The 24,892-nt window shown below is 42.5% G+C and carries 19 protein-coding genes; 13 read left to right on the top strand and 6 right to left on the bottom strand.

Translation table 11 applies throughout. The features are described from left to right. Positions 1-20: 20 nt before the first annotated feature. Entirely contained in the window at positions 21-902 is an 882-nt protein-coding gene (locus G337_RS0104705; protein WP_028862850.1) for a LysR family transcriptional regulator, read from the bottom strand. Between the two features lie 202 nt (positions 903-1,104). Here G337_RS0104705 and G337_RS0104700 point away from each other — a divergent pair, with 202 nt between their 5' ends. Together G337_RS0104700 and G337_RS0104695 are read left to right on the top strand one after the other, a co-directional pair. Continuing rightward, positions 1,105-2,934, top strand: a complete 1,830-nt coding sequence (locus tag G337_RS0104700) for a NosD domain-containing protein (protein WP_028862849.1) — start codon at positions 1,105-1,107, stop codon at positions 2,932-2,934. Positions 2,935-2,972: 38 nt separating this feature from the next. Continuing rightward, positions 2,973-3,746 carry a substrate-binding periplasmic protein gene (locus G337_RS0104695; protein WP_245597630.1) on the top strand — a complete coding sequence of 258 codons (774 nt, stop codon included), beginning with the start codon at positions 2,973-2,975 and terminating at the stop codon, positions 3,744-3,746. Between the two features lie 101 nt (positions 3,747-3,847). Here G337_RS0104695 and G337_RS27575 read toward each other — a convergent pair whose 3' ends face one another. Further along, positions 3,848-4,315: a bactofilin family protein gene (locus G337_RS27575; RefSeq protein ID WP_051302966.1), complete on the bottom strand. Its 468-nt coding sequence runs from the start codon at positions 4,313-4,315 to the stop codon at positions 3,848-3,850. After that, entirely contained in the window at positions 4,219-5,190 is a 972-nt protein-coding gene (locus tag G337_RS0104685; RefSeq protein WP_028862847.1) for a M23 family metallopeptidase, read from the bottom strand. The genes G337_RS27575 and G337_RS0104685 overlap by 97 nt, the downstream gene beginning before the upstream one ends. Positions 5,191-5,496: 306 nt before the next feature. On the opposite strand from G337_RS0104685, the gene G337_RS0104680 reads away from it, so the two are divergent. Continuing rightward, the gene (locus tag G337_RS0104680; RefSeq protein WP_028862846.1) at positions 5,497-6,051 is read left to right on the top strand and encodes a hypothetical protein; all 555 of its coding nucleotides are present in this window, start codon (positions 5,497-5,499) and stop codon (positions 6,049-6,051) included. 41 nt (positions 6,052-6,092) lie between these two features. Here the strand turns inward: G337_RS0104680 and yjjG are convergent, their stop codons facing one another. After that, a complete protein-coding gene (gene yjjG, locus G337_RS0104675) occupies positions 6,093-6,776 on the bottom strand; it encodes a pyrimidine 5'-nucleotidase (RefSeq protein ID WP_028862845.1) in 684 nt (227 codons plus the stop codon). Positions 6,777-7,060: 284 nt separating this feature from the next. Here yjjG and G337_RS0104670 point away from each other — a divergent pair, with 284 nt between their 5' ends. Next, positions 7,061-11,218, top strand: coding sequence for a hypothetical protein (locus G337_RS0104670; protein ID WP_028862844.1), 4,158 nt, complete (start codon positions 7,061-7,063; stop codon positions 11,216-11,218). 293 nt (positions 11,219-11,511) lie between these two features. After that, the gene (locus tag G337_RS0104665; RefSeq protein WP_028862843.1) at positions 11,512-11,934 is read left to right on the top strand and encodes a hypothetical protein; all 423 of its coding nucleotides are present in this window, start codon (positions 11,512-11,514) and stop codon (positions 11,932-11,934) included. Between the two features lie 159 nt (positions 11,935-12,093). Here G337_RS0104665 and G337_RS0104660 read toward each other — a convergent pair whose 3' ends face one another. Next, positions 12,094-12,687 carry a glutathione S-transferase gene (locus G337_RS0104660; RefSeq protein ID WP_028862842.1) on the bottom strand — a complete coding sequence of 198 codons (594 nt, stop codon included), beginning with the start codon at positions 12,685-12,687 and terminating at the stop codon, positions 12,094-12,096. A gap of 339 nt (positions 12,688-13,026) precedes the next feature. Here G337_RS0104660 and wecB point away from each other — a divergent pair, with 339 nt between their 5' ends. The 4 genes from wecB (at position 13,027) to G337_RS0104640 (ending at position 16,687) form a co-directional block, all read left to right on the top strand. Further along, positions 13,027-14,151 carry a non-hydrolyzing UDP-N-acetylglucosamine 2-epimerase gene (gene wecB, locus G337_RS0104655; RefSeq protein WP_028862841.1) on the top strand — a complete coding sequence of 375 codons (1,125 nt, stop codon included), beginning with the start codon at positions 13,027-13,029 and terminating at the stop codon, positions 14,149-14,151. Positions 14,152-14,462: 311 nt separating this feature from the next. Next, on the top strand, positions 14,463-14,807 hold the full coding sequence (locus G337_RS0104650; RefSeq protein ID WP_051302964.1) for a hypothetical protein: 345 nt from the start codon (positions 14,463-14,465) through the stop codon (positions 14,805-14,807). Between the two features lie 11 nt (positions 14,808-14,818). Beyond that, positions 14,819-15,910: a serine hydrolase domain-containing protein gene (locus G337_RS27570; protein WP_051302962.1), complete on the top strand. Its 1,092-nt coding sequence runs from the start codon at positions 14,819-14,821 to the stop codon at positions 15,908-15,910. Positions 15,911-15,928: 18 nt separating this feature from the next. Beyond that, the gene (locus G337_RS0104640; RefSeq protein WP_028862839.1) at positions 15,929-16,687 is read left to right on the top strand and encodes an N-acetyltransferase; all 759 of its coding nucleotides are present in this window, start codon (positions 15,929-15,931) and stop codon (positions 16,685-16,687) included. On the opposite strand, the gene G337_RS0104635 is transcribed toward G337_RS0104640, so the two are convergent. Further along, complete coding sequence (locus tag G337_RS0104635; RefSeq protein ID WP_157619218.1) at positions 16,688-17,746, bottom strand: hypothetical protein; 1,059 nt, start codon at positions 17,744-17,746, stop codon at positions 16,688-16,690. Positions 17,747-18,210: 464 nt separating this feature from the next. On the opposite strand from G337_RS0104635, the gene G337_RS0104630 reads away from it, so the two are divergent. The 4 genes from G337_RS0104630 (at position 18,211) to yiaA (ending at position 24,814) form a co-directional block, all read left to right on the top strand. Beyond that, positions 18,211-20,097, top strand: a complete 1,887-nt coding sequence (locus G337_RS0104630) for a sensor domain-containing diguanylate cyclase (RefSeq protein WP_028862837.1) — start codon at positions 18,211-18,213, stop codon at positions 20,095-20,097. Positions 20,098-20,810: 713 nt separating this feature from the next. Then, the gene (locus tag G337_RS0104625; RefSeq protein ID WP_028862836.1) at positions 20,811-21,389 is read left to right on the top strand and encodes a hypothetical protein; all 579 of its coding nucleotides are present in this window, start codon (positions 20,811-20,813) and stop codon (positions 21,387-21,389) included. A 600-nt stretch (positions 21,390-21,989) separates the two neighbouring features. Further along, the gene (locus G337_RS0104620; protein ID WP_028862835.1) at positions 21,990-23,759 is read left to right on the top strand and encodes a hypothetical protein; all 1,770 of its coding nucleotides are present in this window, start codon (positions 21,990-21,992) and stop codon (positions 23,757-23,759) included. Between the two features lie 569 nt (positions 23,760-24,328). After that, the gene (gene yiaA / locus G337_RS25625) at positions 24,329-24,814 is read left to right on the top strand and encodes an inner membrane protein YiaA (RefSeq protein WP_037027081.1); all 486 of its coding nucleotides are present in this window, start codon (positions 24,329-24,331) and stop codon (positions 24,812-24,814) included. The last annotated feature ends 78 nt before the right edge of the window (positions 24,815-24,892 follow it).

Here is a 24,892-nt window from a genome sequence, read left to right as displayed (position 1 = left end):
AATGCGGGCACAGTTCATTTCTAGCACATGAATTCATGCTGTTTTTTAATAATATTGAGCAGCTTAGTTCCCTGGCGGGTCTGCTGCAGTCCCGGCTGCCATAATAACTCGACGCGCCGTGTTATCTGCTTTTGTTCAAAGTCTGTTTGTAAAAGAGATAACTCCTGTCCGTCGAGTTCTGTTTTAATCATATCCTGCGGCAGAAACGCATAACCAATGCCGCTTTTAAGCACAGCCAGCAGTGTAGATAAGTCCGAAAATGTCCCGTAGCAGCTGCTGTAACCCGGTTCGTTATCTTCTGTTATCTCTTCGCGTGTCCAGATCAACTCGCGAAATTCTGAGAGCATTTCTGTAGTGACTGCTGCTTGCTGAGATAAAACATGTCCCCGGCCGACAACTAAAATATCTCGATAACAGCCCAGACGGCAGTATTCATAATCGTTATAATGTAGGGCTTCACCTTCACTGAGCAGCGCGATATCCAGGCTTTTATCCTGAAGCTGTTCAGTCAGCACTCTGCGCTCATCACTGGAAACTTCAATATTGACCGGCAGCTCAGTCAGTGCAGAAACAAGCGCTCGGTGCAGGCTGGACGGAGGAATAAAATTATCAATGCCGAGGCGTAAAGTCACCGGTTCATTACTGCATAGAGCCTGTGCACAGGCAGAGAGTTTTTCTGCCTGACTTAGTGTATGAACAATCATCGGCAGCAGTGTTTGACCCTGTTCACTTAAATGCGTGCTGTTGCCGGTCCGCTCAAACAGTGCTGCTCCTAAGTCAATTTCTAGATTTGCAATCCACTGACTGACTTGAGACTGTCGTTTGCCCATAGACTTAGCAGCAGCTGAAATAGACCCTAGTTGATTAGCTAGAACAAATGCCTTTAGATGTTGAATATTCATGTGTTTATCTTCTATTGTCGATACAGGAAAAGATGTAATGCCAGGCTATATTACAGTTTATTCAAGTGAATTCAGTCTGAAAAGACTATTATTTTTTTAGCTGACTTCTTTTGCTGTTAAACAGGTGAATGATGAAATGGCTGATATAATTTGAAGCAGATAGATATTTAATGCTGCTGTAGAGAATACAAGGATGGTCATAATGTATATCAATATGCTTAAGTTAATAAGTCCGTTTTTTTTACTGTTATTTCTGCTTTCCGGCTGTGCCTCCGGCGGAAAAGGAGAAGCCCTGTTATCGGCGGGGGCGCTGGAACCCCCAGCGGTAGAGCCGGTTTTTGCAGATACAGGAGCTGAACCTGAAGCTGTGCCTGGCCCCGTATCCGGACCAACCGTTCTACCTACACTGATAGCTGAATCTTTTGGTTTTACTTCCACCTTATATATTGACAATAAGCTTAAGCTGTCATGCGGCGATTACAATCCATCCAGCCGGGCCTGCGGCGGCGGCAGTGAAAGAGCCTTTTTTAGTATTGCAGCTTCCGGTGCTGCCGCCGCTCCCGGTATTAATTTTCTGATCCGCGGCGGTGATTACCGGGAAGTGCTTCATGTCAGCACCTCGGGCAGCGCCGATGCTTATCTTGGGTATTCTGCTTATCCTGGAGAGGTGGTGACTCTGGTCGGTGTTGATTCCTGGGACGGCGCCGAGGAATACGGACCGATTTGGCTGGATCAGGTTTCCTACGTACTGGTGAATGAGATTGATGTACGCGGTTCAATTGGTTTTGGACGGTTATTAAACTCGCATTATAACATTATCAGCAGCAGCAGTTTTCATGAGTCAAAGATCTGGAACAACGGACGTGGATCCAGTAAACGCGGCGGTTTATATGTTGCTTTCAGCCATTACAACCGCATTTTAAACAACCGCTTCTATAAAGGTACCGACTCTCTGGCGATTATTCATTCCAATCATAATCTGGTTGAGGGCAACCGTATGGATCTAGCTGGTCATGATCTCTGGAATATTAAATGCGGCAGTTATAACGTTATTCGTAATAACCAGTTCAGTAATAAAAACCAGAAACTCGGCTCAGTATTTGACTGTGAATCATCAACCTTAGCCTGGCATGGAAACGGTGAGTTTGCGCAAAGAAAGGCTGTGCTGAACAGCACACAATACAATCTTATTGAGGGAAATATTTTCCGGGACTCGGTAAGGTATTACTCGACCAGCGGCGGCAACGGCATCCAGTATGCGGGGCAGAACGGCATTATCCGCGGCAATCTGTTTTACCGTGTAAATGCAGGGCTTGCTATGGCTTCGTATCGTGATGAGGCGACCTATAATTACGGTAATCGTATTTACAATAATACCTTTCACAATAACTGGTGTACGGCTGTCGCGATCGGCAAACCGATTAACAAAATGGCGGATAATCAATATAAAAACAATATCTTATGGGATAACCAGGGGCTTAGTCAGGAGCAGTGTTACGACAGCAGTGCCAAACAGATCCTGCTGCTTTCTCGTTTAAAAAGCGGGGATCGTTTTATTAATAATAATATCGCCAGCCGTGCAGGCGAAGACGTGCTGGGATTATGGGGTAATCCAGAAGCTTATACTATTAAAGGTTTTGAGAATAACCTGGGGGCAATTAGTTTCTCTGAAAATCTGGCTGAAGATCCGCTTTTTGTTGATGAATACGGCAATGACTACCGACTGCACTCTGCCAGCCCTATGGTGGACAGCGGCGCCTTTCTGAGTACGGTAACCAGTGCCTCCGGATCCGGTACTACACTGCAGCTTGCTGATGTTAACTCTTTTTATGATGGTTTTGCTATTCCGGGAGAGGTCGGTGACAGGGTGCAGATTGAAGGGCGTAGTGCAACAGCGGTGATTATTCATATCAATCATAAGCGTAAAATGATTATCCTGGACAAAGCCCTTACCTGGAAGCAAGGAGACGGCATTGCGCTTAGTTATAAGGGATCGAAACCAGATATAGGCGCTTTTGAACTAGGACAATAGTTGAATTTGATTTAGTAAGAGTGAGGTAGGGAGCAAAGGTGAAGAAAGTAACCATGCTGTTAATTTTAATGCTTACTTTTACAGCGGCCCATGCTGCAGTGAAAACTCTGCGGGCAGATTTTCGCCATCGCCCGCCGGAAATGGTTGTTTCAGGAAATCAGTTCTCCGGCCCTCTGAAAGAAATTATTGAACAGGCTGCAGATAAAACAGGTTATAAAATAAAGTGGCGGAAGGCGCCTTTTATTAGAAGCTTAAAGGGGGTAAAAGAGGGTAGTGTTGATATTTTACCCAGGACAGTGAGAAACGAAGCCAGAGAAAAGTTTATCGCTTTTCTTGGTCCAATTGGTTACCAGAATAAGGATATTATATTTTTAGTCAAAAAGGGTAACGAAGATCTGATTAACCACTATGAAGATCTATACGGGCTAAAAATAGCTGTTAAGAGAGGCACAGCTTATTTCAAACGTTTTAATGAAGATAACGGCCTTGAAAAGCAGGTGCATATGGATGATACAAATATGGTGAGAATGTTCAAGCGGGGCAGATTTGATACCATGGTGGTACTTGATCGGGAATCGCTTGAAGATGCGCTGCGGAAGCATAAAATAAGTGATTATGCCTATGCGAATTATAAGTATATTCAAAAAAACGGGAATTATTACGGCATGCCTAAAAAGTATGCCGGCAGTAGAATGTTTAGTCTGCTTAATAAGAGTCTGCTCAATATGGTAACGTCTGGTGAAATTACTCATATTTATCAGCAGTATGGGATTAAGCCTCCTGTTCAGAATAAGGAAAATGAACAGCCGTAAACATTTAAAATATTTACGGCTGTTTTGATGTCCGGTAATCTATATCCATATTACTTCAAGATGAGTCCTGATAAAGCACCTTGAGGTATCATAGGTATATATTATTTATTGGCTACTTTTTTGACACTTTCAGCTTCAAGCTGTTTAGGTGTTCCACTGTTATTTTCCGGCGCCGTCAGCTGGCTGTTATTTTTGTCGATGCTGGATACTGTTGATGCTTCCATCGGATGAATATCACCAAAGAATAAACCACCGCGGTCAATACTTAAGTTATCGCTGAATGCCGAGCCGGTAATTTTTCCTTTTTCGAGAATTTCAACAGCATTTGCATAACAAGAGCCGTTAACCACACCGTTAACTACGACTTTTTCAGCAAAAATTTCACCTTTAACGCAGCCTTCGTGACTGATCACCACCATTTTTTCGGAAATGATTTTGCCTTCAACCTGGCCGTCGATTTGAATATCGCAGGCTAATTGGATTGAACCAGTAATTCTGCATCCACTTGCGATAATAGTTGTAGCTGAGAGCTTATTTGGCGCTCCACTTTTCTTACCAAAAATTCCCATTTTACCGCCTTTTCTTTTTTAAAGATTGAATCAAAATTATTATTATCCCATTTTACAAATGCGAGAGGATTTAGTGCTCTGCCGACAAATCTGACTTCATAGTGCAGATGCGGTCCCGATGACAGGCCTGTATTACCAGATTTTGCCAGTAGTTGTCCTTTTTCAACAAAGTCGCCGTTTTTCACTTTAAAAGAGCTTAAATGTGAAAATGATGAAGTAAAACCGAAACCATGCTGAATACGTAAAAAGTTACCTGAACCGGCATTACTTTTACGTGCAATTTCGACTACACCATCGGCTGTAGCATAAACAGGCGTACCGGTATTAACCGCAAAATCGAGACCGTTGTGTCTCTTTTTTTTATTTGTTACCGGGTGAGTACGGTAACCAAATCGAGAAGAAAGGCGGGCATTTTTAACCGGTGCACCGTTAGGTATTGACTCCAGTAAACTAATCCGTACTGCGGAATTGACTGCCGCGATATTTAAGCGCAGATCAAAACCGCTGTCTTTTCCGCTGCTTAATGATGCCGGATAGCTTTCTGTTTCAAGGTATTGTTCAATCTCATCGAGGCGCGTTGAAACGTCTGTAATAAGGGTATCTCTGTTTTCCAGATCCTGCTCTAGGTTTTTGTTTTCAGAGCTTAAATTTTCAATGGTCGACTGCAGGGTTGAGCTGTGCTGTTTGAGTTTATCTTCCTGCGCGCTGACCTGATCGACTTTTTTACTGAGGTAGGAGAGGTTAAAAACAACAGCTGAAACCACCAGTACAAAGATCACTGCGCTGATTTTTAGAAATTGAGAATGCCATTTCTCGAAATGAAAACCTCTGGTTCCGTAAATAGTTGAAATTGTAATGATGGATTTGTTTTTCATATTAATAACATGTTCTGGGCCATACTTTTTGCAAAACAGGGTAATGGATAAAGGCAGCATTACTTTTGTCAGCTAAACCTGGTTCAAATTTAAGCAAGCAGACAATAATAGTGTATTGCTTGAAGATTTACAGTAGTTTTCGCATCCGGTTTTAAAAAACAGCTGCGGGATCTAATTATTGAACAGGTTTTGTAAGTATATTTGCTTTTAGCTGCGTTTTTTTTCTCTGTGCCGCTAAGCAGCTGTAAACTACAAATAAAAATGAGTGCATTTAGCTTGAGTTTTATATGAAGAGTTGAGGATACAATGAAATTATTTCTAAAAACGGGGGCTTTGTTATTTCCCTTTTTCGCTGCTGCGCAGCCAGTAGTAATCAATAATACTTCTGAGCTGCGAAGCTGGTGCGCAAACATATCAAAACAGCATTTAATCAGTAAAGATATGAAACCCTATAACTGGACCTCTTCCGGGTGGATTGAAGGCAGTGTTTTGAACGTCAAAGGGCAATGGAAAGCGGACCATAAAAAACAGCATGTAAACTGCCGAATTTTAAAAGGCGCTCCGGAAAAATATGCATTTATAGAAACACAGTCACAGACTCTGCCGCTCAGCAGTTATGAGGACCATACTCCAGTCAATAAAAGTGAAGAATTAGTTGCCTGGTGTAAAAACAGATCTGCGCAGCAGTACGTTGAAAAAGGTCTGCCTCTTTACAACTGGCAGGCAGAGCACTGGGAAAAAAGGGATTTCCTTTATGTAAAGGGTACCTGGAAAGTTAATAACTTAACACAGATTATTAACTGCCGGGTTAAAAAGGGGCTTTCTGAAAAGTATGCGCTTATAGAAATGATTAAAAAATGAAAGCGGACCGAGTCCGCATAAAGCTGATGCTTTTAACTGTTTTACTTATTCTGCTGTTCAAGCAGCGCCTGCAGCTCATTTAAGGAGCTGACCTGATAATGCGGTGTAATGTCTACCGGATTTTCCAGTCCTTTCACATTTAACCAGCAGGTATCGAGCCCGGCATTTAAACCGCCTAATATATCAGAGTGAGGGTTATCACCAACCATCAGTACATGATGCTTCTGCGGTTGTCCGATACTGACAAGTGCATGTTCGAAAATACCCGGGTGCGGTTTAGCAATACCGACCTGCTCAGAGATAATCAATGAATCAAAGTATTCACTAAAACCGGTCCGTTTTAAACGGATCTCCTGAAGTTCGGTAAAACCATTGGTAATAATGCCCATCTTGACTTTGCCGTGCAGTGAGGCGAGCAGTTCTTTAGCTCCAGGCAGTGGAGAGCAGATATCGGCCATTGCTTCCAGAAAGGCGCTGTTTAATGTCTGTGTTTTTACCTTGAGCTTTTCCGCCCATGCCTCAAAACGAATATTCTGCAGCTGCTTAGCAGTAATCGTACCGTCCTGGTAGTCGACCCATAGAGGTTTATTAGTAACCTGATACTCCTCGTAATCACGACGGGTAAAATCAATATCATAACGTGAAAACATTAACTGCAGCCCTTTAAAGGCATCAAAGTGAAACAAGGTTTCATCAGCATCAAACAGGATCCATTTGTATTTCATTGTTTATCTCCATCGGCTGAAAAGCCTTTAAGCACGTAGTACGATTTCTGCTAAGCGAACATGATAAGCTAGTTAGCCGCTAAACCCAAATTCAGTGCATTTGCAGATGATTAACCATTCTTTTAGTGCATTGTTGTAACTTCTTTCCCACAGTACTTAAATATCAGTGCACTCTAAATTCAGCGCTGCCTCACTTTTATCACTATAAAACTAAACGACAACTAAAAATCAATTGGTTATGTTCTATTCTTTATCTGTTGCTGGTGTCCAAGAAGGAATTTCTAATGCTGCTTAAACGTATAATGATCATGCTGTTTACGCTGCTCGGTTGTCTATTGAGCCTGCCGAGCTATTCACAACAAACGGATACTGGCGCTTCGTGGGAGCAGTGGGTGGCAGATCGCCATCCGGATTTAGATTGTCCCTGGCTTATCTCCGCTAAGAAACAAAAGGTCTGCAGCTGGCCCGGAGAGTTTGTCGGCAGGATAGTGGATGACGGTATGCTGTTCGAAATGTCGGTGCAGGTACTCTCTAAAGATGCTCTGCTTAATTTGCCCGGCAGTAAACTTAACTGGCCGACCGATTTAAGCGTTAATCAGCAGCCGGCCGATGCTATTGATCACAACGGCACACCAAGACTGCACCTCAATAAGGGAGCTAATATAATTCGCGGCAGGTTCCTGTGGCAGGAAATTCCACCAGCTATTGTGCTGCCCGAGAGTATTGCTTTAGTAAAAGTATTGATCAACAAAAAAGTGCTGCCGACCAGTATTAACAACGGACGGCTTATTTTATCTGCGCACAAAAAAGAAGCGCAGCTTAATGATAAAAACACGCTGAAAATTCAGGTCTATCGGGCAGTAAAAGATGCGGTTCCGATCTCTTTAACCACTATTATAAAACTGTTTGTCAGCGGCAAATCCCGTGAAATAACTATTGGGCAGGTTTCAATTGCAGGCAGCAGGACGGTCTCTCTGCGCTCGTCTTTGCCGGCGAGATTAGAAGAAGACGGTATGCTGCGGGTGCAGGTGAAACCGGGAATACATACGATAACAGTGGCAGGGCGTTTTACAGACAACCGTACTGCCGTTTCTACCAGCAAAGTTTCTGCGCAGTGGCCGCAGTATGAGTATTTTTCTTTTATTGCTGATCCCCGTATCCGGGAAGTTAAAATAAGCGGTGTTAAAAGTATTGATACGTCACTGGTTGATGTACCTGCGCAATGGAAATCCTATCCTACTTACCGTCTTGAAAAGGGTGATACACTGCAGCTTGAGACGACTACCCGCGGGGACAGCGATGCACACCATAACAGTATTAATATAGATCGGCAGATCTGGCTCTCCTTTGATGGAGAGGACGCTATCGTTAAAGACAATGTCAGCGGCAGAATGCATCAAGGCTGGCGTTTAGATGCAGCCGAAAGCATGCAGTTAGGACGGGCGTCGGTTAATCAAACCCCGGTATTAATTACCCGCTTTGAAGATAATCAGGGGGTGGAAATACGCAGTCCGAAAATTAATCTGCAGGCTGTCAGTTCTATCCCCTCGGTCAGTAATATCAATGCTGTGGGCTGGCAGACAGATGCCGAAAAATTAACGGCGGCAATTCATCTTCCTCCCGGCTGGCGCGCAGTTCACGCCGGCGGTGTTGACGGCATCAGCGGCACATGGGTGCAGAAGTGGAATTTATGGGATATCTTCTGGCTGATGATTTTGACTGCTGCCGCCAGAAAGCTGCTCGGTGTTAAAGGGGCGCTGCTGATGGCGCTGACCTTAGTGTTTACTTTTCATGAAGAGCAGGCACCGAATGCCCTCTGGGCAACTCTACTGGCCTTTATCGCTATTATCGGACTACCGCTGGGCAGGCATAAAGTATGGCTGAGCAGAATGGCTCTGCTGCCGGCTGCCGCTCTGGTACTGGCCTTTATCGCTTTCACTATCAGTTCGCTGCGTCTGGCTATATATCCGGCACTGGAAAAACACAGCATTAGCAGTTATCAGGTAAGTACGCCGCTGTATCAGCAGAATGCTGCTCCGGCAGAAGTGCTGATGATGGAGATGGATGAGGCTGTTACTGCTAGAAGTAAAAAAGAGGGGCTGCGCGAGAAACAGGTTAGACGTGAGCAGGAGAGCAGGCGTGATATTTATTCACAGAGTGAGCGTAAAGCCGGGCAGAACCTATACCAGGTGGGGGACAATGACCGCGTGCAGACGGGGCCGGGCATTCCTACATGGTTCTGGAACGCCTTATATATTAACTCCTCGGGCACAGTGACTGCAGATCAGCAGATCAGCCTGCTGCTCTCTTCTCCGCTGTTAACGGCTCTGTGGCGGATAATTAATGCTGTACTTATTGGTTTTACCGGAGCAGTTATGCTGCGCAGACTGTTAAAGGTTGGAAAGTTTAAAAAAGATAAACCCGAAAATAACGGTACAAGCAGTGCATCCACAGTACTTAGCGCGGTGCTGCTGCCGTTATTAACTGTGCTGATCTTGATTTCGCCGCAGCGTGCGGATGCTGCAGACCGGCTGCCTGAAGCAAACGGTTATCCGCCTGAATATCTGCTTAATGAATATGAAAGCCGGCTGCTGAAAGCACCGCCTTGTCTGCCGTCCTGTCTATCACTGGATAACGGCCTGCTGATGGTGAAAGATAATCGTCTAAGCTTGACCTTTGAGATCTCTGCCGATGCTGATATTGCCATGCCGTTACCTTCTGCGGGTGATGCCTGGCTGGCTGAAAAGATCCTGCTTGATAATAAGCCGGCGGTGCTTAGAAAGTCTAAAGGTGGTTTGAGAATATTTGTGACTAAAGGCAGGCATTCAGTCATCATGTCAGGGCAGGTAAAAAATGAACAGATATCCATTAACCTGCCGCACAATATTCATAATTTCAGGGTTAATGCGCCGTTTTGGTTAATCGACGGTATCCGTAAAGGGGTGGTCGTTAATAACAATATCGGACTTACCTCGAAAGAGGCTCTTGCCCGCCAGGACAGCAATACGCTGGCCCCGCTGCCGGTGAAATCATACGCTCTTGTACACCGCCGTATAACCCTTGGTAAAGAGTGGCGCATGCTGACCCGCGTAGAGAAACTGGCACCGACTGTTGATGCCGCCTCATTCAATATTACTTTATTAGAAGGCGAGCAGGTACTGTCTGCTTATCCGGTTAATGAAAACGGCAGTGTCAATGTCCAGATCCCGAAAAAGCAGCGTATGATCAGCTGGCAGTCGGCACTGCCGCCGGCTGAAATCATCACTCTTACGGCGCAGGATAATCCTTCCTATTCAGAAACCTGGACATTGATCCCTTCCTCTATCTGGAACGTAAAATTTACCGGTATCAAACCGCTCAAATCGGATATCAACAGTGGTCAGCTTCAGCCAGTGTGGAAACCATGGCCGGGAGAGTCCCTTGATATCCATGTAAAACGTCCGGATGGTGTGGCTGGAGAAGTCTTTACCACGGAAACGGCAGCGTTAATCCAGCAGCCCGGTAAAAATGTACAAAAGTCTACCCTCAAGCTTAGAGTGAGAGCCAGTCAGGGCACTGCTTACGAAATCATCCTGGCTGAAGGATCCAGAATTAATTCGCTGCTGCATGACGGACGAAAAATGAGTATTAACAGCGGAAACCGCGCTATTGTACAGCTTCACCCCGGTGAGCAGCAGATTGAGCTGCAGTTTGAAAAGCGTGCACAATTAAGCTGGAGTAACAGCAGTGCTGAAATAAAACTGCCGGGTAAAACCGTTAATATTAATATCGAGTACCACCTTAGCCGCGACCGCTGGTTAATCTACCTCAACGGCCCGTCACTGGGGGCTTCGATGTTATATTGGGGAATACTCTTTGTTATCTTAATCGGCGCGCTAGTCCTGCCGCTTATTGCCCGGAAACTGCAGCTGAGTATGCCGATAGGTACACCCGGCTGGGTTTTATTAGGTCTCGGTTTTTCAACTGTTAACAGCTATGGAGTTTTGCTGACTGCGCTGTTCTTTTTTGTGAGCGCATTGCGCAGTCAGTTTGTGGAGCCGGCTGCCATGAAGCGCTGGCAGTTTAATTGTCTGCAGCTGAGCCTGCTGGCTTTGACAGTGATTTGTGTGATTTCTCTGCTGGTGTCGATTCCGATAGGGCTGTTATCAACACCGGAAATGCAGGTCACGGGCAACGGCAGCTACGGACATTATTTTAAGTTTTTTCAGGATAAAGTCACAGAGGGTCATCTACCGGTTGTCACTGTGTTCAGTCTGCCGATCTGGTTTTATCGTCTGGTGATGCTGACCTGGTCTTTATGGATAGCAACCCGCTTAATCGGCTGGGGTAAATGGTGGTTTGCTGGTTATTCTCGCCACGGTGTCTGGATATCTAAACCGAAAAAGTCAGCGGGCAGGAAAAAACAGCAGACGGAGGCGCAAGGGGGTAATAAAGAGACTTAAGAAGTGCTTAGACACAGAATGAAAATCCTGCTTAGCGGGATTTTTTGTTTTTTATCTGCAGTAATGCCATTTTGCTTAAATATATGATTTAAAAGAATATAAGGTGTTAATATTTGCGATTTAAAACGTTTTAGCAGGCGTATATATTATTTTAATTATTTTTAGGTAATTAATACGCATTAGATTCACATTTGTTTGCTATAATCAGAATGATTTGACAATTACAGTGCTTATTAATAAGCCTGCTGTCTAACACATTGTTATATATTAACTGTATATAGAAGGACCTATAGATGTTAACAATAATAATTCTAATAGCAATATCTGTTTTTTTACCGTTTTTCTGGTTTATTACGATTGGATATATTATTTACCTGATTGCAACTAAAAAACGGCAAAGAGATAAAGTCATATTGGATGAGATAATACAGTCTATTGATTTAAAAAGAGAAAAAGTTATTCTAGATTGGTTGTATTTTAATTCGGCGAAAGGTTTCGCTGCAGATAACGGTGTGACTTTGTCCGAGTACGATAATGATCCTTCAGATGATACATTGATTGTAAATCTAAATATTGCTGGAGAAGATTATCAAGTAACCTTTCAGCGCTGGGGGGCAGACGAAACTCAGCTTTTAGTCTGCACTGCTGCAGAGGCGAAAGAAAAGCTGCAGAACACATTGGATAAGGAGCATATTTTATTAAAAGACTGCGCGTAACAAGTGACTGACTAAATGTATTGGGTTCATACTTCGATGTGGTCTGAAAACACCCAAATAATTACAAAGTAAAAGTGAGTTATTTAAATCATCATAACCAAAAAGGACACTTGCTCTATTGAATAATATAAGTGTCCTTCAAAGCAGTCTCTGAAGTTTTCAGCCTTTAGCGTAATACTCAGCAACAGCCGGAATTTGTGCAATGCGCTGCATATGCTCATTCAGCAGCGGAGCGGTGTTTTCAACCAGCGTGGCGGGGATATGATCCAGAAACCCGGAGTTAAGGGTACGCACCCATTCGAACACTTTTAAATCCGCCATAGTCAGGCGGTTATCTGCAAAATATGTTCCGCCATTGCGCTGCAGGTAAAGTGTAAATGGTCCTGCGGCTAAAGCCTCCCGGGCATTTTTCATCTCTTTTTCGGGTAAATGGAAGGTCGGCATCAGTTTATTGACTGCATCTTCCAGAGCACTCATGATTTCATCGCAGAGCATTGCCTGAAAGTTATCTTCCGGGTAGAGCCCGGCTAATTTGCCGATAAAACGGTTGATGCTGTTGCACTGGGTTATCTGTCTGCCGTCTATGGTCAGCACCGGTACCTGATTTAACGGGGTCTTCTTTTTAACTTCGGCAAACTGGGAGAAGGGAAAACGGATATCTTCGAAGGGGATACTGCCGATATGCATAGCAAGTCTGGCCGGCTCTGCGCGGCCGGCGGCGATATCAAAATAGGTTAGGCTGAGTTGGTACATTTTTTCTCCCATTGTGCTGCATGATTTTAAGCAAGTGTAATACATTCGCCGGAATAAGAGAGAAAAGACAATAGATCAGACTCTTTAAGGTCTGTTTTATAAAACCGCTCTGTTTTTTTAGATCATCTTCTGCAGCTGTACTCAGCCATGCAGCTGAGTTTATTTAACTGAACGCTGTTTACTTTGTGTTAAATCTTCTCTTGTGGTTCGCAGCTTATTGGATTATATGCTTTAATTACTGCATCTCCCGGCGGAGAAAAGTACTCAAACATATCTTTTCCAGCAGTTCTAGTTAGACACTTATTCTATGAATTTACGATCTGTTTTTCTGGGGTAAATATGAAAAAAATTTTAACTGTATTTGGTACTCGTCCTGAAGCGATTAAAATGGCTCCACTGGTACATAAATTATCTGAACAAAATAATTTAATCAGCAGAGTCTGTGTAACAGCACAGCATAGAGAGATGTTAGATCAGGTCTTAAATTTATTTGAAATCATACCGGACTACGACTTAAATATAATGAAACCGGGGCAGGATCTGTTTGATGTCACTGCTAATATATTAAATGGTTTAAAAGAAGTATTAGATGATTTTAAGCCGGATATTGTACTGGTGCACGGTGATACTACTACCACTTTTTCGGCCTCTTTAGCCGCATTTTATAAGCAGATCAAAATCGGCCATATAGAAGCTGGACTGCGCACCGGTAACCTCTACTCTCCCTGGCCTGAAGAGGCTAATAGAAAATTAACCGGGGTACTTACTCAATACAACTTTGCGCCGACTCAAGGAGCAAAAGACAACTTAATCAAAGAGCTGGTACCTGAAGCACGTATTACGGTAACAGGCAATACGGTGATTGATGCGCTTTTATGGGTTAAAGCTAAGCTGGATCATGATGCATCATTAAGTAACGAACTTGAGCAAAAATTCTCGTTTTTAGATAAGGGCAAAAATTTAATTTTAGTCACCGGCCATAGGCGGGAAAGCTTCGGCGGAGGGTTTGAGCGGATCTGTCAAGCGTTAGCAAATATTGCTGAATCGCGGCCGGATGTGCAGATATTATACCCTATGCATTTGAATCCTAATGTACGTGAGCCGGTAAATAGAATTTTGTCAGGCTTGGATAATATCTTTTTAATAGAACCTCTAGACTACCTGCCCTTTGTGTATTTAATGAACCGCAGTTATTTAATTATTACTGATTCAGGCGGCGTGCAGGAAGAGGCGCCGTCGCTGGGTAAACCTGTTTTAGTGATGCGCGATACCACTGAGCGTCCGGAAGCGGTAGAAGCGGGAACGGTTAAGCTGGTCGGTACTGATATTGATAAAATCACCACTACCGCTTTAGAGCTGCTGTCTGATAATAATTTATATCAGCAGATGGCAAAATCACATAACCCTTACGGTGATGGTTTAGCCTGCAGCCGGATCGTAAAAAAGTTAGTTAATGGTGAGTAATTGGATTGATAACACAGGGAATAAATTTTTCAGTGTGTTATCTGTCTCGCTCAATTTTTTACAGGTTAATTCTATCTTGTCCAGTCTCTCTATACGCTAAGAGATAATCCTGCTTTACTTTTGTTAAACTCCCTTTTAAATTCAAATTGTTATATTAATTCATCAAATTAACCTTATAGACTGTTGAGAAGTTCAAATATATGTTTCTGAAATGATGCTATTGTGGTTTTTGTTCAGGATGAAAAAGGCTGGCTGTTTAGATCTACAGTTCAGTCCGTTTATAACGGGTAAAGTACGTTAAAGGGGAGATTATGTATAAATCAACGGTTTATGTTTTTCTATCAATACTGGTACTACTGCTTAGCGGCTGTTCTACAGCCAATCACGCTACATTTATTTCGAATACTTTTATCGATCAAAAAATCCCTGCAAAAGGCTTATATGTTGCCGATGCTGTCGGCGAGTCTGCACAGACATGGTTTTTGTATATTATTCCAATGGGGGAGGCGCCTTCAACGAATGCCGCTATTGAAAGTGCCATACAGCAGAACCGCGGTACTAAGTATCTGACCGATCTGTCTATAGATGATCGTGTGAGCTGGCATTTCGGTTATTCTATCCAGTCTATAAAAGTTGAAGGCAAGGCTTATAAATAGGGAGTATTTTTGTGAGGGTGGTTGTTTATATATTAGCTGTAAGCTGTTTTTTAATTTCAGGTCAATCTTTTGCCGGCTCCGAGAGCAGTGAACAAACAGCAATGCTTAATAACCTGGTGCATGAGTGGGCCGTGCAGTTGAGTGTACCGAGTGTTATGCTGCGGGTTGAAGATGCAGGCGGCTTGATCTATGCGGGAGCCGCAGGACAAGCCTCTTTTAATGATCTTACGCCGGTTAAGCCTGATTCATATTTTCGCACCGCCAGTGTCGGTAAATTATTCACCGCGGTGACAGTGTTAAGGCTCCATGAAAGGGGGCGCTTAAGCCTTAATGACACGGTTGATAAGTATCTTGATGCGGATTTAGTCGCGCGCCTGCATGTATACAAAGGCAGGAGTTACGGGAACTCAATAACCATTAAGCAGCTTTTATCACACAGCAGCGGCTTGCCGAATACCGATGACAACCCGGCTTTTGGACGGTGGTTAATGAAATACCCGCAAAAGAATAGAATGCCGCAGGAGCTGCTTGAATACGCGATACAGATCGGGCCTGAATTTGCGCCCGGTGAAGGGCAGAGGTACTCCTCTCCGGGTTATACTCTGCTGGGGTTAATTATCGAAAGGGTCACTAAAAAGCCTTATTATCAGGTTGTTCGCGAGGAGGTGCTTACTCCTCTCGGGCTGAAAAACACCTTTGAGGAAACACACGAACTGCCTGGTTATATTAAACCAGTGCATAGTTATGTCAGTGATTATGATATGAACCAGATTCATTCCAGCATGGAGTTTGCAGATGGCGGATTTGTAACAACTGCAGCTGATTTAACCAAGTTTGCTTTGGCGCTGAACAGCGGTAAAACTTTTATACATGCAGATACATTAGCATCTGCACTAAAATTGTACGGCAGTGAGTCGATAGGATTAGGTCCCTTTGTCGGGGGAGCCGGTACATCGCAGGTGTTTTTTTATCACCCCGGTCACTGGGGCGTTTTACTGTATGTTGATAGAAGTAAACAGCTGGTCATAGTATATACGGTTAATCAGGGAAAAATAGATTACTCAGCTCTGCTTGATCAGGTTATTGAGATTTTGAATCAGTAGCCGTATAGGGGAAGTAAAATGGATTATATCGTTGTGGATAAAGATAATCTTGCATCGGAGCATATCTGCTGCGCTTTCTCAGACCGCAAGTGTAAGGATAGTTACCAGGCGAAGAAAACCTGGCTGCGCAGTCAGTTTGAAAATGGTTATGTGTTTAAGCGCCTGGATAAAAGAGCGAAAGTGTTTATAGAATACGGACCAGCTGAGAAAGCTTGGATGCCGGTTGATGCTGACAATTATCAGGCTCTCGGCTGTTTCTGGGTATCCGGTAAGTATAAGAAAAACGGGCATGGTAAACAGCTTTTAGCTGAGGCTGTTGAGGAGGCTAAAGCGCAGGGCAAATTCGGCATCATAACCGTTGCCGGTAAAAAGAAAGCGCATTTTATGAGTGATACAAAATGGCTTTTAAAGCAAGGTTTTGTTATCTGCGATGAAACACCTATGGGATTTGTTCTGTTGTGTCTGCAGTTTGATTCCGGCGGGCGTTTACCGGTTTTCTATGATAATGCCAAAGTCGAGCAGATCGAACAGCAAGGATGTGTTGCCTACTATTCAAACAGATGTCCGTATTCTGAATATCATGTAACGCAGTCGCTGGTTGAAAGCTGTAATAATCGTAATATTCCGCTGAAAGTAATTAAGCTCCAGAGCCTTAAGCAGGCTAGATCATGCCCGTCAGCGGCTACGATTTTCAGTCTGTTTTATAATGGCGAATTTATAACGACTGACATAAGTGCATGTATGGACAGCCGTTTTGATAAATTCATTGCTTTATAATCAGCTTTCATGCAGGTGCATGCGGCGCCTTCTGATAAAGATAACAATTAAAACGGCTGCTAGAATCACAGTCAGTGCATTAGGCGCGGGAGTCACAAAAATACTGAATTTTTCGGCGCTGTGTTCGCTGTTAAACAGTAACGCGAAATCGGTATTATAGATGTCCTGATCCAGTAAGTCCCAGTGCCATGTTTTTTGTGCTATACCGATATCTACTTTAAGCGAGGCATCGAGGATAAGATCTATATCATTTAGGAAAGTATTATCCAGCATAATCTCCGTTAGATAAAAGTCCCAGTAACCGTCTAAAGGCAGATCAAGTCCCAAATTTATGCCTTCATTTGTGCCAAGGTTAAAATTCATAAAACTGCTGTAACCCGAATCTCTATGCCTGCCGAGAATTGAGCCGTTTAAGCCGTTTGCCCAGAAACTGGCCGTTTGTTCAATAGCAAGATCAATCCCGATATCAACTAAACCGAGATCAAGTCCGGGGTTGAACAGGCTGAAGCTGTCTGAGCCCTGCTCAACTTTAGGGATTATCAGGTCTATGCTGCCCCAGGGAGGCGGGAGCTGAAACGAAAATTCTTGCGGAAGCTGCGGTGTAAACACTTCATCGATATTCAGTGAATAATCAGCAGAAAAAATATTACCGGATCCGGTTACCGGAATACCTAAAAGGTGCGTATCAACAAACCAGTCGAAATCAATATCAAGACCGGCAAATGTTGATAAGGAGCCCGCTCCCGGCTGTCCCTGAAAATTCAAATTTAGACTGGTATGTGTACTTCCGGTAAGCTCATCGTCATAAGCAATGGATAAAAGGCCGTCAAAATCAGCACTTACCGTGCCGCTGCTGGCTCTGAGCGTATACTCAAAGCCTGCCGCACCGCCGATTCGATCACTGTCTTCAATACTGCCTATCGGTCCTCCTTGAGTCCACATACTCTGCTCAGGGGCATGAAAATCGAGCTGCTGGTTGAGGGTTATCGGTACTGCGGCCAGCGCCGGGCTGAAAAGAAAAATAACGCCGCATAGAAACTTCCTGTGTAGATTTTTCATGACCTTACCCTCTGTCAGGTTATGCAGATTTTCTGTTTTCACCGCTGTAAAACGGTCCTAACCTGCTGTTACTGCTTGTGTGTCGGTAAACTTTTGTATCTGTAATTATAGTACTTTTTGTAAGGGTATAAGCCGCTTTGACCTGCTTAATCAGTAAGCCTATGAGCTGAACTTTCTTATGCAGACTTCAATGAAACACAGCTTTGTTTAATAAGCCGCCTGGTGGTCTTAAATTAGCTCTTGAAATCAATGCATTCTATAAAACGCATGGCGGCGGAGATAAATGAGTTTCGGTGCTGTAACAGTGTGCATATGGATAGAAACGCGCTGATGGATACAAAGTATTGATTATTAATTGAGTGCACAGGCGCAGAGCAGGTGTTTCTGTACACTATAATTTATTTAACTGACAGGTAAGCAAAATATGTACTGGATGTAGAAAGCAGGGAATGCTGAGGTGAATAATGACTATCTATTTATTGCCGAAAAAGAAATATCATCTCATTTTTGCACTCTATTTTGTTATCTTCGGTGTCATTGTTGCGCTGCTGACTTCATTTATAACTTATCATTTCAGCATTGCTGATATTGATAAAGAGTTTCAGGAAAAATCAAAATCCAGTATGGAATTCTCACGAGCGGCTCTGGATGACTATTTAGCCGCATCAGAAATGATTGTCTCGGCAGTTATACAGAATGAACTAACAGAGCAGTATATTAGATCAGACAGCAGTGACGATAAAAGAAAGCTGCTGCGTCTTTTTCAGGGTTTAACTTACGCTAATAATGATATTATGCAGCTGCGCTATATTGATGCTTCCGGCAAAGAAAATATTAGAATTCACCGTCATAGAAAAAATCAAAAGCTGCATATCGTCAGTGAAAGTGATCTGCAGGATAAAAAGCAGCGTTATTATTATAAAGAAACCGCCACATTAAATGCAGATCAGTTCTGGCATTCAAATATTGATCTCAATATTGAGAATAATAAGATTGAAATGCCCTTAAATCCCACCTTTAGAGTGGCTGCCCCTTTGTTTATTGACGGACGTTTTGAAGGCATTGTGATCGTTAATCTGCTGTTTGAAAAAATAATTAACTTATTAACCTATTCCGAGAATTTTAATATCTATCTTGCTGATCAGAATGGAGAAATAATTTCCCAGCCGGATCGGAGCAAGTCATGGAGCCGCTACTTTAAAAACAACCCGGATATGTCTGCGCTTTTTCCGGAACATGTTGAAAGTATTCTGTATCAGGAAACCTTCAGTGCTGAAAAAATATATTCATACAGCCTGGGCGAGTTGTTTAAAAATAATGAAGGAATAAAACTTATTTTTGTACCCGAGCAGGCTGTCGTACAAGAACTGCAGCAGGCTAATATAGTTCTGGCGCTGCTTCTTGCGTTTACCGTTATTCTGATTTCAATTCCCCTGTCCGGACTGGTGAGCATTATACCTGCAAGGCTGCAGTCGCAGCTTGCAAAAGCTTATAAGGTAATTAGAGATGACGCTGCTATCATAGACAAAAACGTTATGATTGCCAGAACAGATAAACATGGTGCTATACAGAATATCAGCACATGGTTCAGCAAAGTTACTGGTTATCAGCGTGATGAAGTTATCGGTAAAAACCACAATATATTAAGGCATCCCGATACAACACTGGAAACATACAGCAGCCTGTGGCAGACAATACTTGAGGGTAATACATGGGAAGGGCAGTTAAAAGATCTCAACAAATCAGGTGAAGAGATCTGGCTGAATACTGTTATTACACCAGAGTTTAAAGATAATAATTCAATCAGCGGTTTTACTGCGATTTCTCAGGATATTACTGCGCAGAAGGAAATCGAAAAAATGTCTGTCACTGACAGTTTAACGGGTTTATATAACCGCCATAAACTGGAGCTGCTATTGTCTGCTGAAATCTCCCGCTTTAAACGTTATCAGACTCCTTTTTCCCTGCTTCTTTTTGACGTTGATTACTTTAAAAAAATTAACGATTGTCACGGGCACTTAGTTGGTGATGAAACGCTGATTGCTTTGGCAAAACTTCTTCAGGAGAATGCGCGTGTGACAGACTGGGTCGTCCGCTGGGGCGGAGAAGAGTTTTTAATTGTTGCCGCAGGCACTGATATTGAAAATACCTGGTTTTTTGCTGAAAAATTACGCACAACAATTGCCGCACATAATTTTTCTGTTATCGGCAAGGCCACCGCCAGCTGTGGAATTGCGCAATATAAAGAGGGGGAATCTGCAGAGGAACTACTCTCTAGAGTCGACAGTGCTCTTTATCAAGCGAAGCAGACTGGAAGAAATAAAGTGGTAAAAAGTACAGACCCGGCTTAATCATTCTATCTGCTTTAATTATTATAATAATTTCCCGTATGCCACTGTTAAGGTTTATCAATGAGCTTCTTCGATGCCAGGCATTAGCTGTTCTTGAAGAAAAGTTTGCAGAAAACGCAACATGAGGACACAGATAGCTATGCACTTACTAAGCAGTATTGTGCTTTTAACTCGGTCTCTATTCTGACTAATCCTGCTGTTTTACAAATGCCCGTGTTGATTTTTTGTTTGTGTTTTATCATTTTCTGTCATGCTGTCGCGCCGCGGCAGAAATTTCAGTGAGTCCTATATAAAAAGGATTAGTTATAGTCGACAGGGGCAGGTAGGTAATGTCAATACCATATATACATAACAGGTATGTTAGTAACACATTGGATTGAAAGCTTAAATTTGTGATAGAGTAGTGTTCGTGCTTTATCTGCCGCATCGATAATTAATATCTCTGCAGCTGGCTTTGCTGTTTTTTCAAAGATAAGAGAGGTGCTTTATAACTGTGTCTCTATATTACCTTTGCCTGACACATGCTTTTTTTGTGATTAAGTTAAGCTGCTTTTGACTCTTGATTGTGGTTATTTTTCCCTAAAAAGTATTTGTTAAAAAAGCTCGGATTAATGTTGTTTATCGTTATAGTGAACAGATACAGAACAGTCTGCTCTTAGCTTAAACATTGGGCTATTCGCGATTTATGCTTTTTGTAAATTTAGGATAATAACGTGAAACTTGAAAATACAGATGATTCAGTTGTTACATGGCGAAAAACATGTGAGATGTGCGGCGGTAAATTTCTGGCTTCAATGAGTAAACCCTTCCCTATTCGAGTCAGAGATTTCAAAACCGCTTTCGGCCTGTGCCGCGAATGTACGCAGATGAGAAGACACCGTTATAAAATGAAGAAACGGCGTGAAAAAAATCTGTTTTTTGCCAGAGATCTACACTGGACCTTTGATTCAGTAAAAAAGTACTTCGAAACAAACCCTCCCTATAAAGGACAAGAGCTAATTGTTCTTGACAGCAGCTTCAATAAGAATACCTATGTGCTGGTCACTGTCGGTAGTCCGGCACACAGCCGCCAAAAAATCATTATTGACGGCTACAGTAACGGCTATTCCGGTAAAAGCTTCCACTTTTCAGGTAAAAACTGTTTTTCACCAGAAGGGCTGGTACGCTTGTTTCCATACCATCATCAGATTGGAAGTTTGATTAAACAAGGAGATGGAAAGTCTATATGCCTGGATCTCGAGCAGATAATTACTTTAATCGGTGAGAAAAATGCCGCAGAGCAAGATTTTTAATTGATTAGCCGCTGATTAATAGATACTGATGTCTGCAGCCTATAATAAAATACACTTTTGAGTGCCGCCGCTCGAATATAACTGTCCTGTTTCTCATTAGTTTTGCAGTTACTATCTTTGCTTTCGTCAACAACCCAGTATAAGCTTAATTTTATAATAAATTATTATAAATGAGTGTAAATCATTCTAATTAATGGTAAATGATTTTTTGTTGCGTGCTTTTTTTAGTATCTTATTGATATGTTTTTGAGTGCATTGGCACAATAATTCATATTTTAGGGTCTGTTGATCTTTCAAGGTTGTTTTTGCAATAGTTTGCTGGCTATTTATACAAGGCAGAGTCTATGTAGTGTAGTTGTTCTACATAAATAGACGATAACGCAGTAAAAATTGTCAGCAAACGTTGCCCTTCGGGTTCATCTCAAAGCGTTTTGCTCTTTGTTGAACGAAATTTACTTAGGTGACTAAGCCGCATTTCGTTCGTTGTGATCAAAACGCTTTTAGATAGAACAAAAATCAACCGGTAAAGATCAACAGATCCTAATAACAATTCTTAATAAATTATCACTTATTAAAAGTAAGTGGCTAAGGAGTTAGATTATGAGATACAAAAAATCACTAACGGCATTAAGTGTTGCCGGCTCATTGTTCTGCAGTAATATTCTGGCCTCAGAAGTTATTACTACGGAGCAGTACCGTGCTCTTCTGCCTGCCGATGGTTATCTGTTAACACTGGCTGATAAGACTACTGTTGATTACCACTGTAATATTAAAGAAGATGGCGGAAGATACGTTCTGGATCCTGACACCTGTGATCAGCGAACGATTAACTGGGAAAATGACTACCCGGACGAGGTTGATCTGAGCATTCTAGGTATTCCGTCAGATCTGTCTCTAAAAGAGCATAAGCTCTGGGCGATGTCCTTTGCGCATGCGGCAATGAACAGCATGGTATTAATGCAGTATGCGTTAGCCAAAGAGGGCGGCACATTTGATTTAGAGCGTCCCTTTGCAACAGGTGAATCTTTCGGCGATTATTTTATGAGAAATATGGGGCCGAATTATTACCTGTCAAAAGGTCTGCAGGAGTCATCTCTGGGGGACGATCTGCCGGATAATCCGATGGGAGAGGGGGATGACGACGGTGTACTGCAGGTAGAGTACCCAGGCAGCGCGTGGGCTGAGCTGCAGGGCGTAGCATCCGGCGGTTTTCCTGCTATTTTCGCAGCGATGGATCCGCAAGCTGTGTTGAGTTCAAACAATGGTCCGGCGAGAAATATTCTCGGTTCTGCAAGTACCAGTGCTTATTATAATGCATCGGCAACGGCAATTAATACCGGGTCATTAGAGTGGGATCAAAATCCTGACGGGCAGGCTAATCCGCAGAATAGACTGCATGAGTTTATACAGGGGGCAGGGGATCCGGAAGCCCTGTCAAAAATGCTCAGCTTTATGTACAACCGCGGCCCCTATGCGGCTAAAGATCAGCCTTTGAGAACAGAAGAGATTTTTCAGCACTGTATGTCGCTTCCCGGCGATCTGGAAAACGACTGGACCTGTTTTACTAAGCAGAATGACTTCGGTACAAGGTATATTCGCCAAATACCGGATGTTACCAGGCAGTTACTGGCTTCAGAAAATGCCTATGAAACGCAGCTGAGCTGGAGTGATTTACAGGCGTATCTGACACTGCTGACAAATTATGGTTTTTATGCTCAGGCCGATTACGATACGCTTGAAGCTGCAGTAAAAACGGTATTTGATGCCAGCGAGAAAGACGGCGGTATCAGTTACCAAAATGACTTCGGTAAAGTGATTGAAGCAATTGTCACCTCGGTGCCGATTAAAACATTTGCTGAAAAAGGCCCGATTGATCCGAGTAAAGAGATGCCGGTTTACGTAGCCGCGGATATTACCCCAAACTCTATGTTGATGCAGGCACATGACAGTAACAATAGTTATATTGTTAATGACTATTTAGTCCCGAATAAGCATATTTCATTACCTGTTGATGTCACAGTGACAACATTAAGCTATAGCGGTGCCAGCTGTGAAGATTCCTTTAATGAAGCTTTCCAGGTCTCCATTGAAAACATTGATCCGGAGAATCCCATTCAGCTGAATATTCTTTTTGAATCTGGTGACTGCAATATTTATGAAAGTGAATATGTAGAGGTTGAAGATGAGGAGCCGCTTCCTGAAGGTCAATGGGATCCGAACAAAGCATACCCGGAAAATTGTACTCTGGTTACTTATGAGGGAGCTGAGTATAAAAATGAATGGTACGCCAACCCTGGACAAGCACCTGATCCAACAGATATATATGGAGTTTGGCGGCAGCCGGACTGGACGAGCAGCACTTGTAAATAAACAGCTTTGCTTACTAAAAACGGAATTTTATTAAGCACAACTAAAGCGGGCCTCTAGAGATGAAAAACTAACTGTTGATATAGCAGAATCTCTGGGGCCCTGTGCAGATTACTTCTCAAATAGTACTTCTTATATAGCCTTTCCTTTGAAAAGAGAAACTTAAATATATACATCACTTCTCAGTGATGTATTTTCCGGATCACGATTTTGTTATATATATTTGCAATATATTGGTTTAATTTGATGTTTTAATTATTATTAGGTGGGTAACGTCGTTATGCAGCACTGCACCGTTTATGTCTTTACATAAAATCATTAGTGAGAGAATAGAATGGATATTTTAGCTAAATCGGATCCAGAAATATTATAAATTACAGCCGGTCATCGCTTCGCGATTGTAATCAGCTCTGATTCGGCGCTTAAAATGGCGTTATGTAACTAAACCTATATATGGTTTTATCAGAGAGGTTTAAATGTTCTTAATTAACAGCATATATTTTACTGCCGTTAGATATGTATCTAAGGTAACCCGTTTAGGAATGAAATTAACAACTAATAAGGATATTACTATGAAATTAAACAACTCCACTTTGAATAAGCCTTCATCAGCCTATATTTTAGCCACTTGGGGGGCTTTAATTATAGGAGTGTTATCCTATTTAATAGGGCTTTGGAATTCAACATTTGAATTAAATGAAAAGGGCTTCTATTTTGCTGTATTTCTGCTCGCTATGTTTGCTGCTGTAACATTGCAGAAAACAGTCAGAGATAAAGAAGAAGGTTTGCCTGTCACACAAATTTTTGTGGGTATGTGCTGGGCGGCATTCGCATCAGCCATTGCCATGCTGGTAATCGGTTTAATAAATGCGGATATTCTGTTAAGCGAAAAAGGCTTTTATGGTATCTCTTTTGTATTAGCATTATTTTCTGTAATAACGGTACAAAAAAATACCAGGGATTTAACAAATGAGCTGGGTGAAACGGATCCGTCTGCATTCCCTAAATCAGCACAAGGTATTGATGCTGCAGTAGAAACATCAGAAATAATTCAATAGTAACTGCAGCGTTAGTTATTACCGTTTTGCTCAACAAGTATAATTAGTACCTTGACACAAAAGTTTTGAACTCTGAAT

Source organism: Psychromonas aquimarina ATCC BAA-1526, from assembly GCF_000428725.1.
Taxonomy (GTDB): Bacteria; Pseudomonadota; Gammaproteobacteria; order Enterobacterales; family Psychromonadaceae; genus Psychromonas; species Psychromonas aquimarina.
The sequence above is the reverse complement of the archived record's forward strand: the minus strand, read 5'-3'. Positions and strand labels throughout refer to the sequence as shown.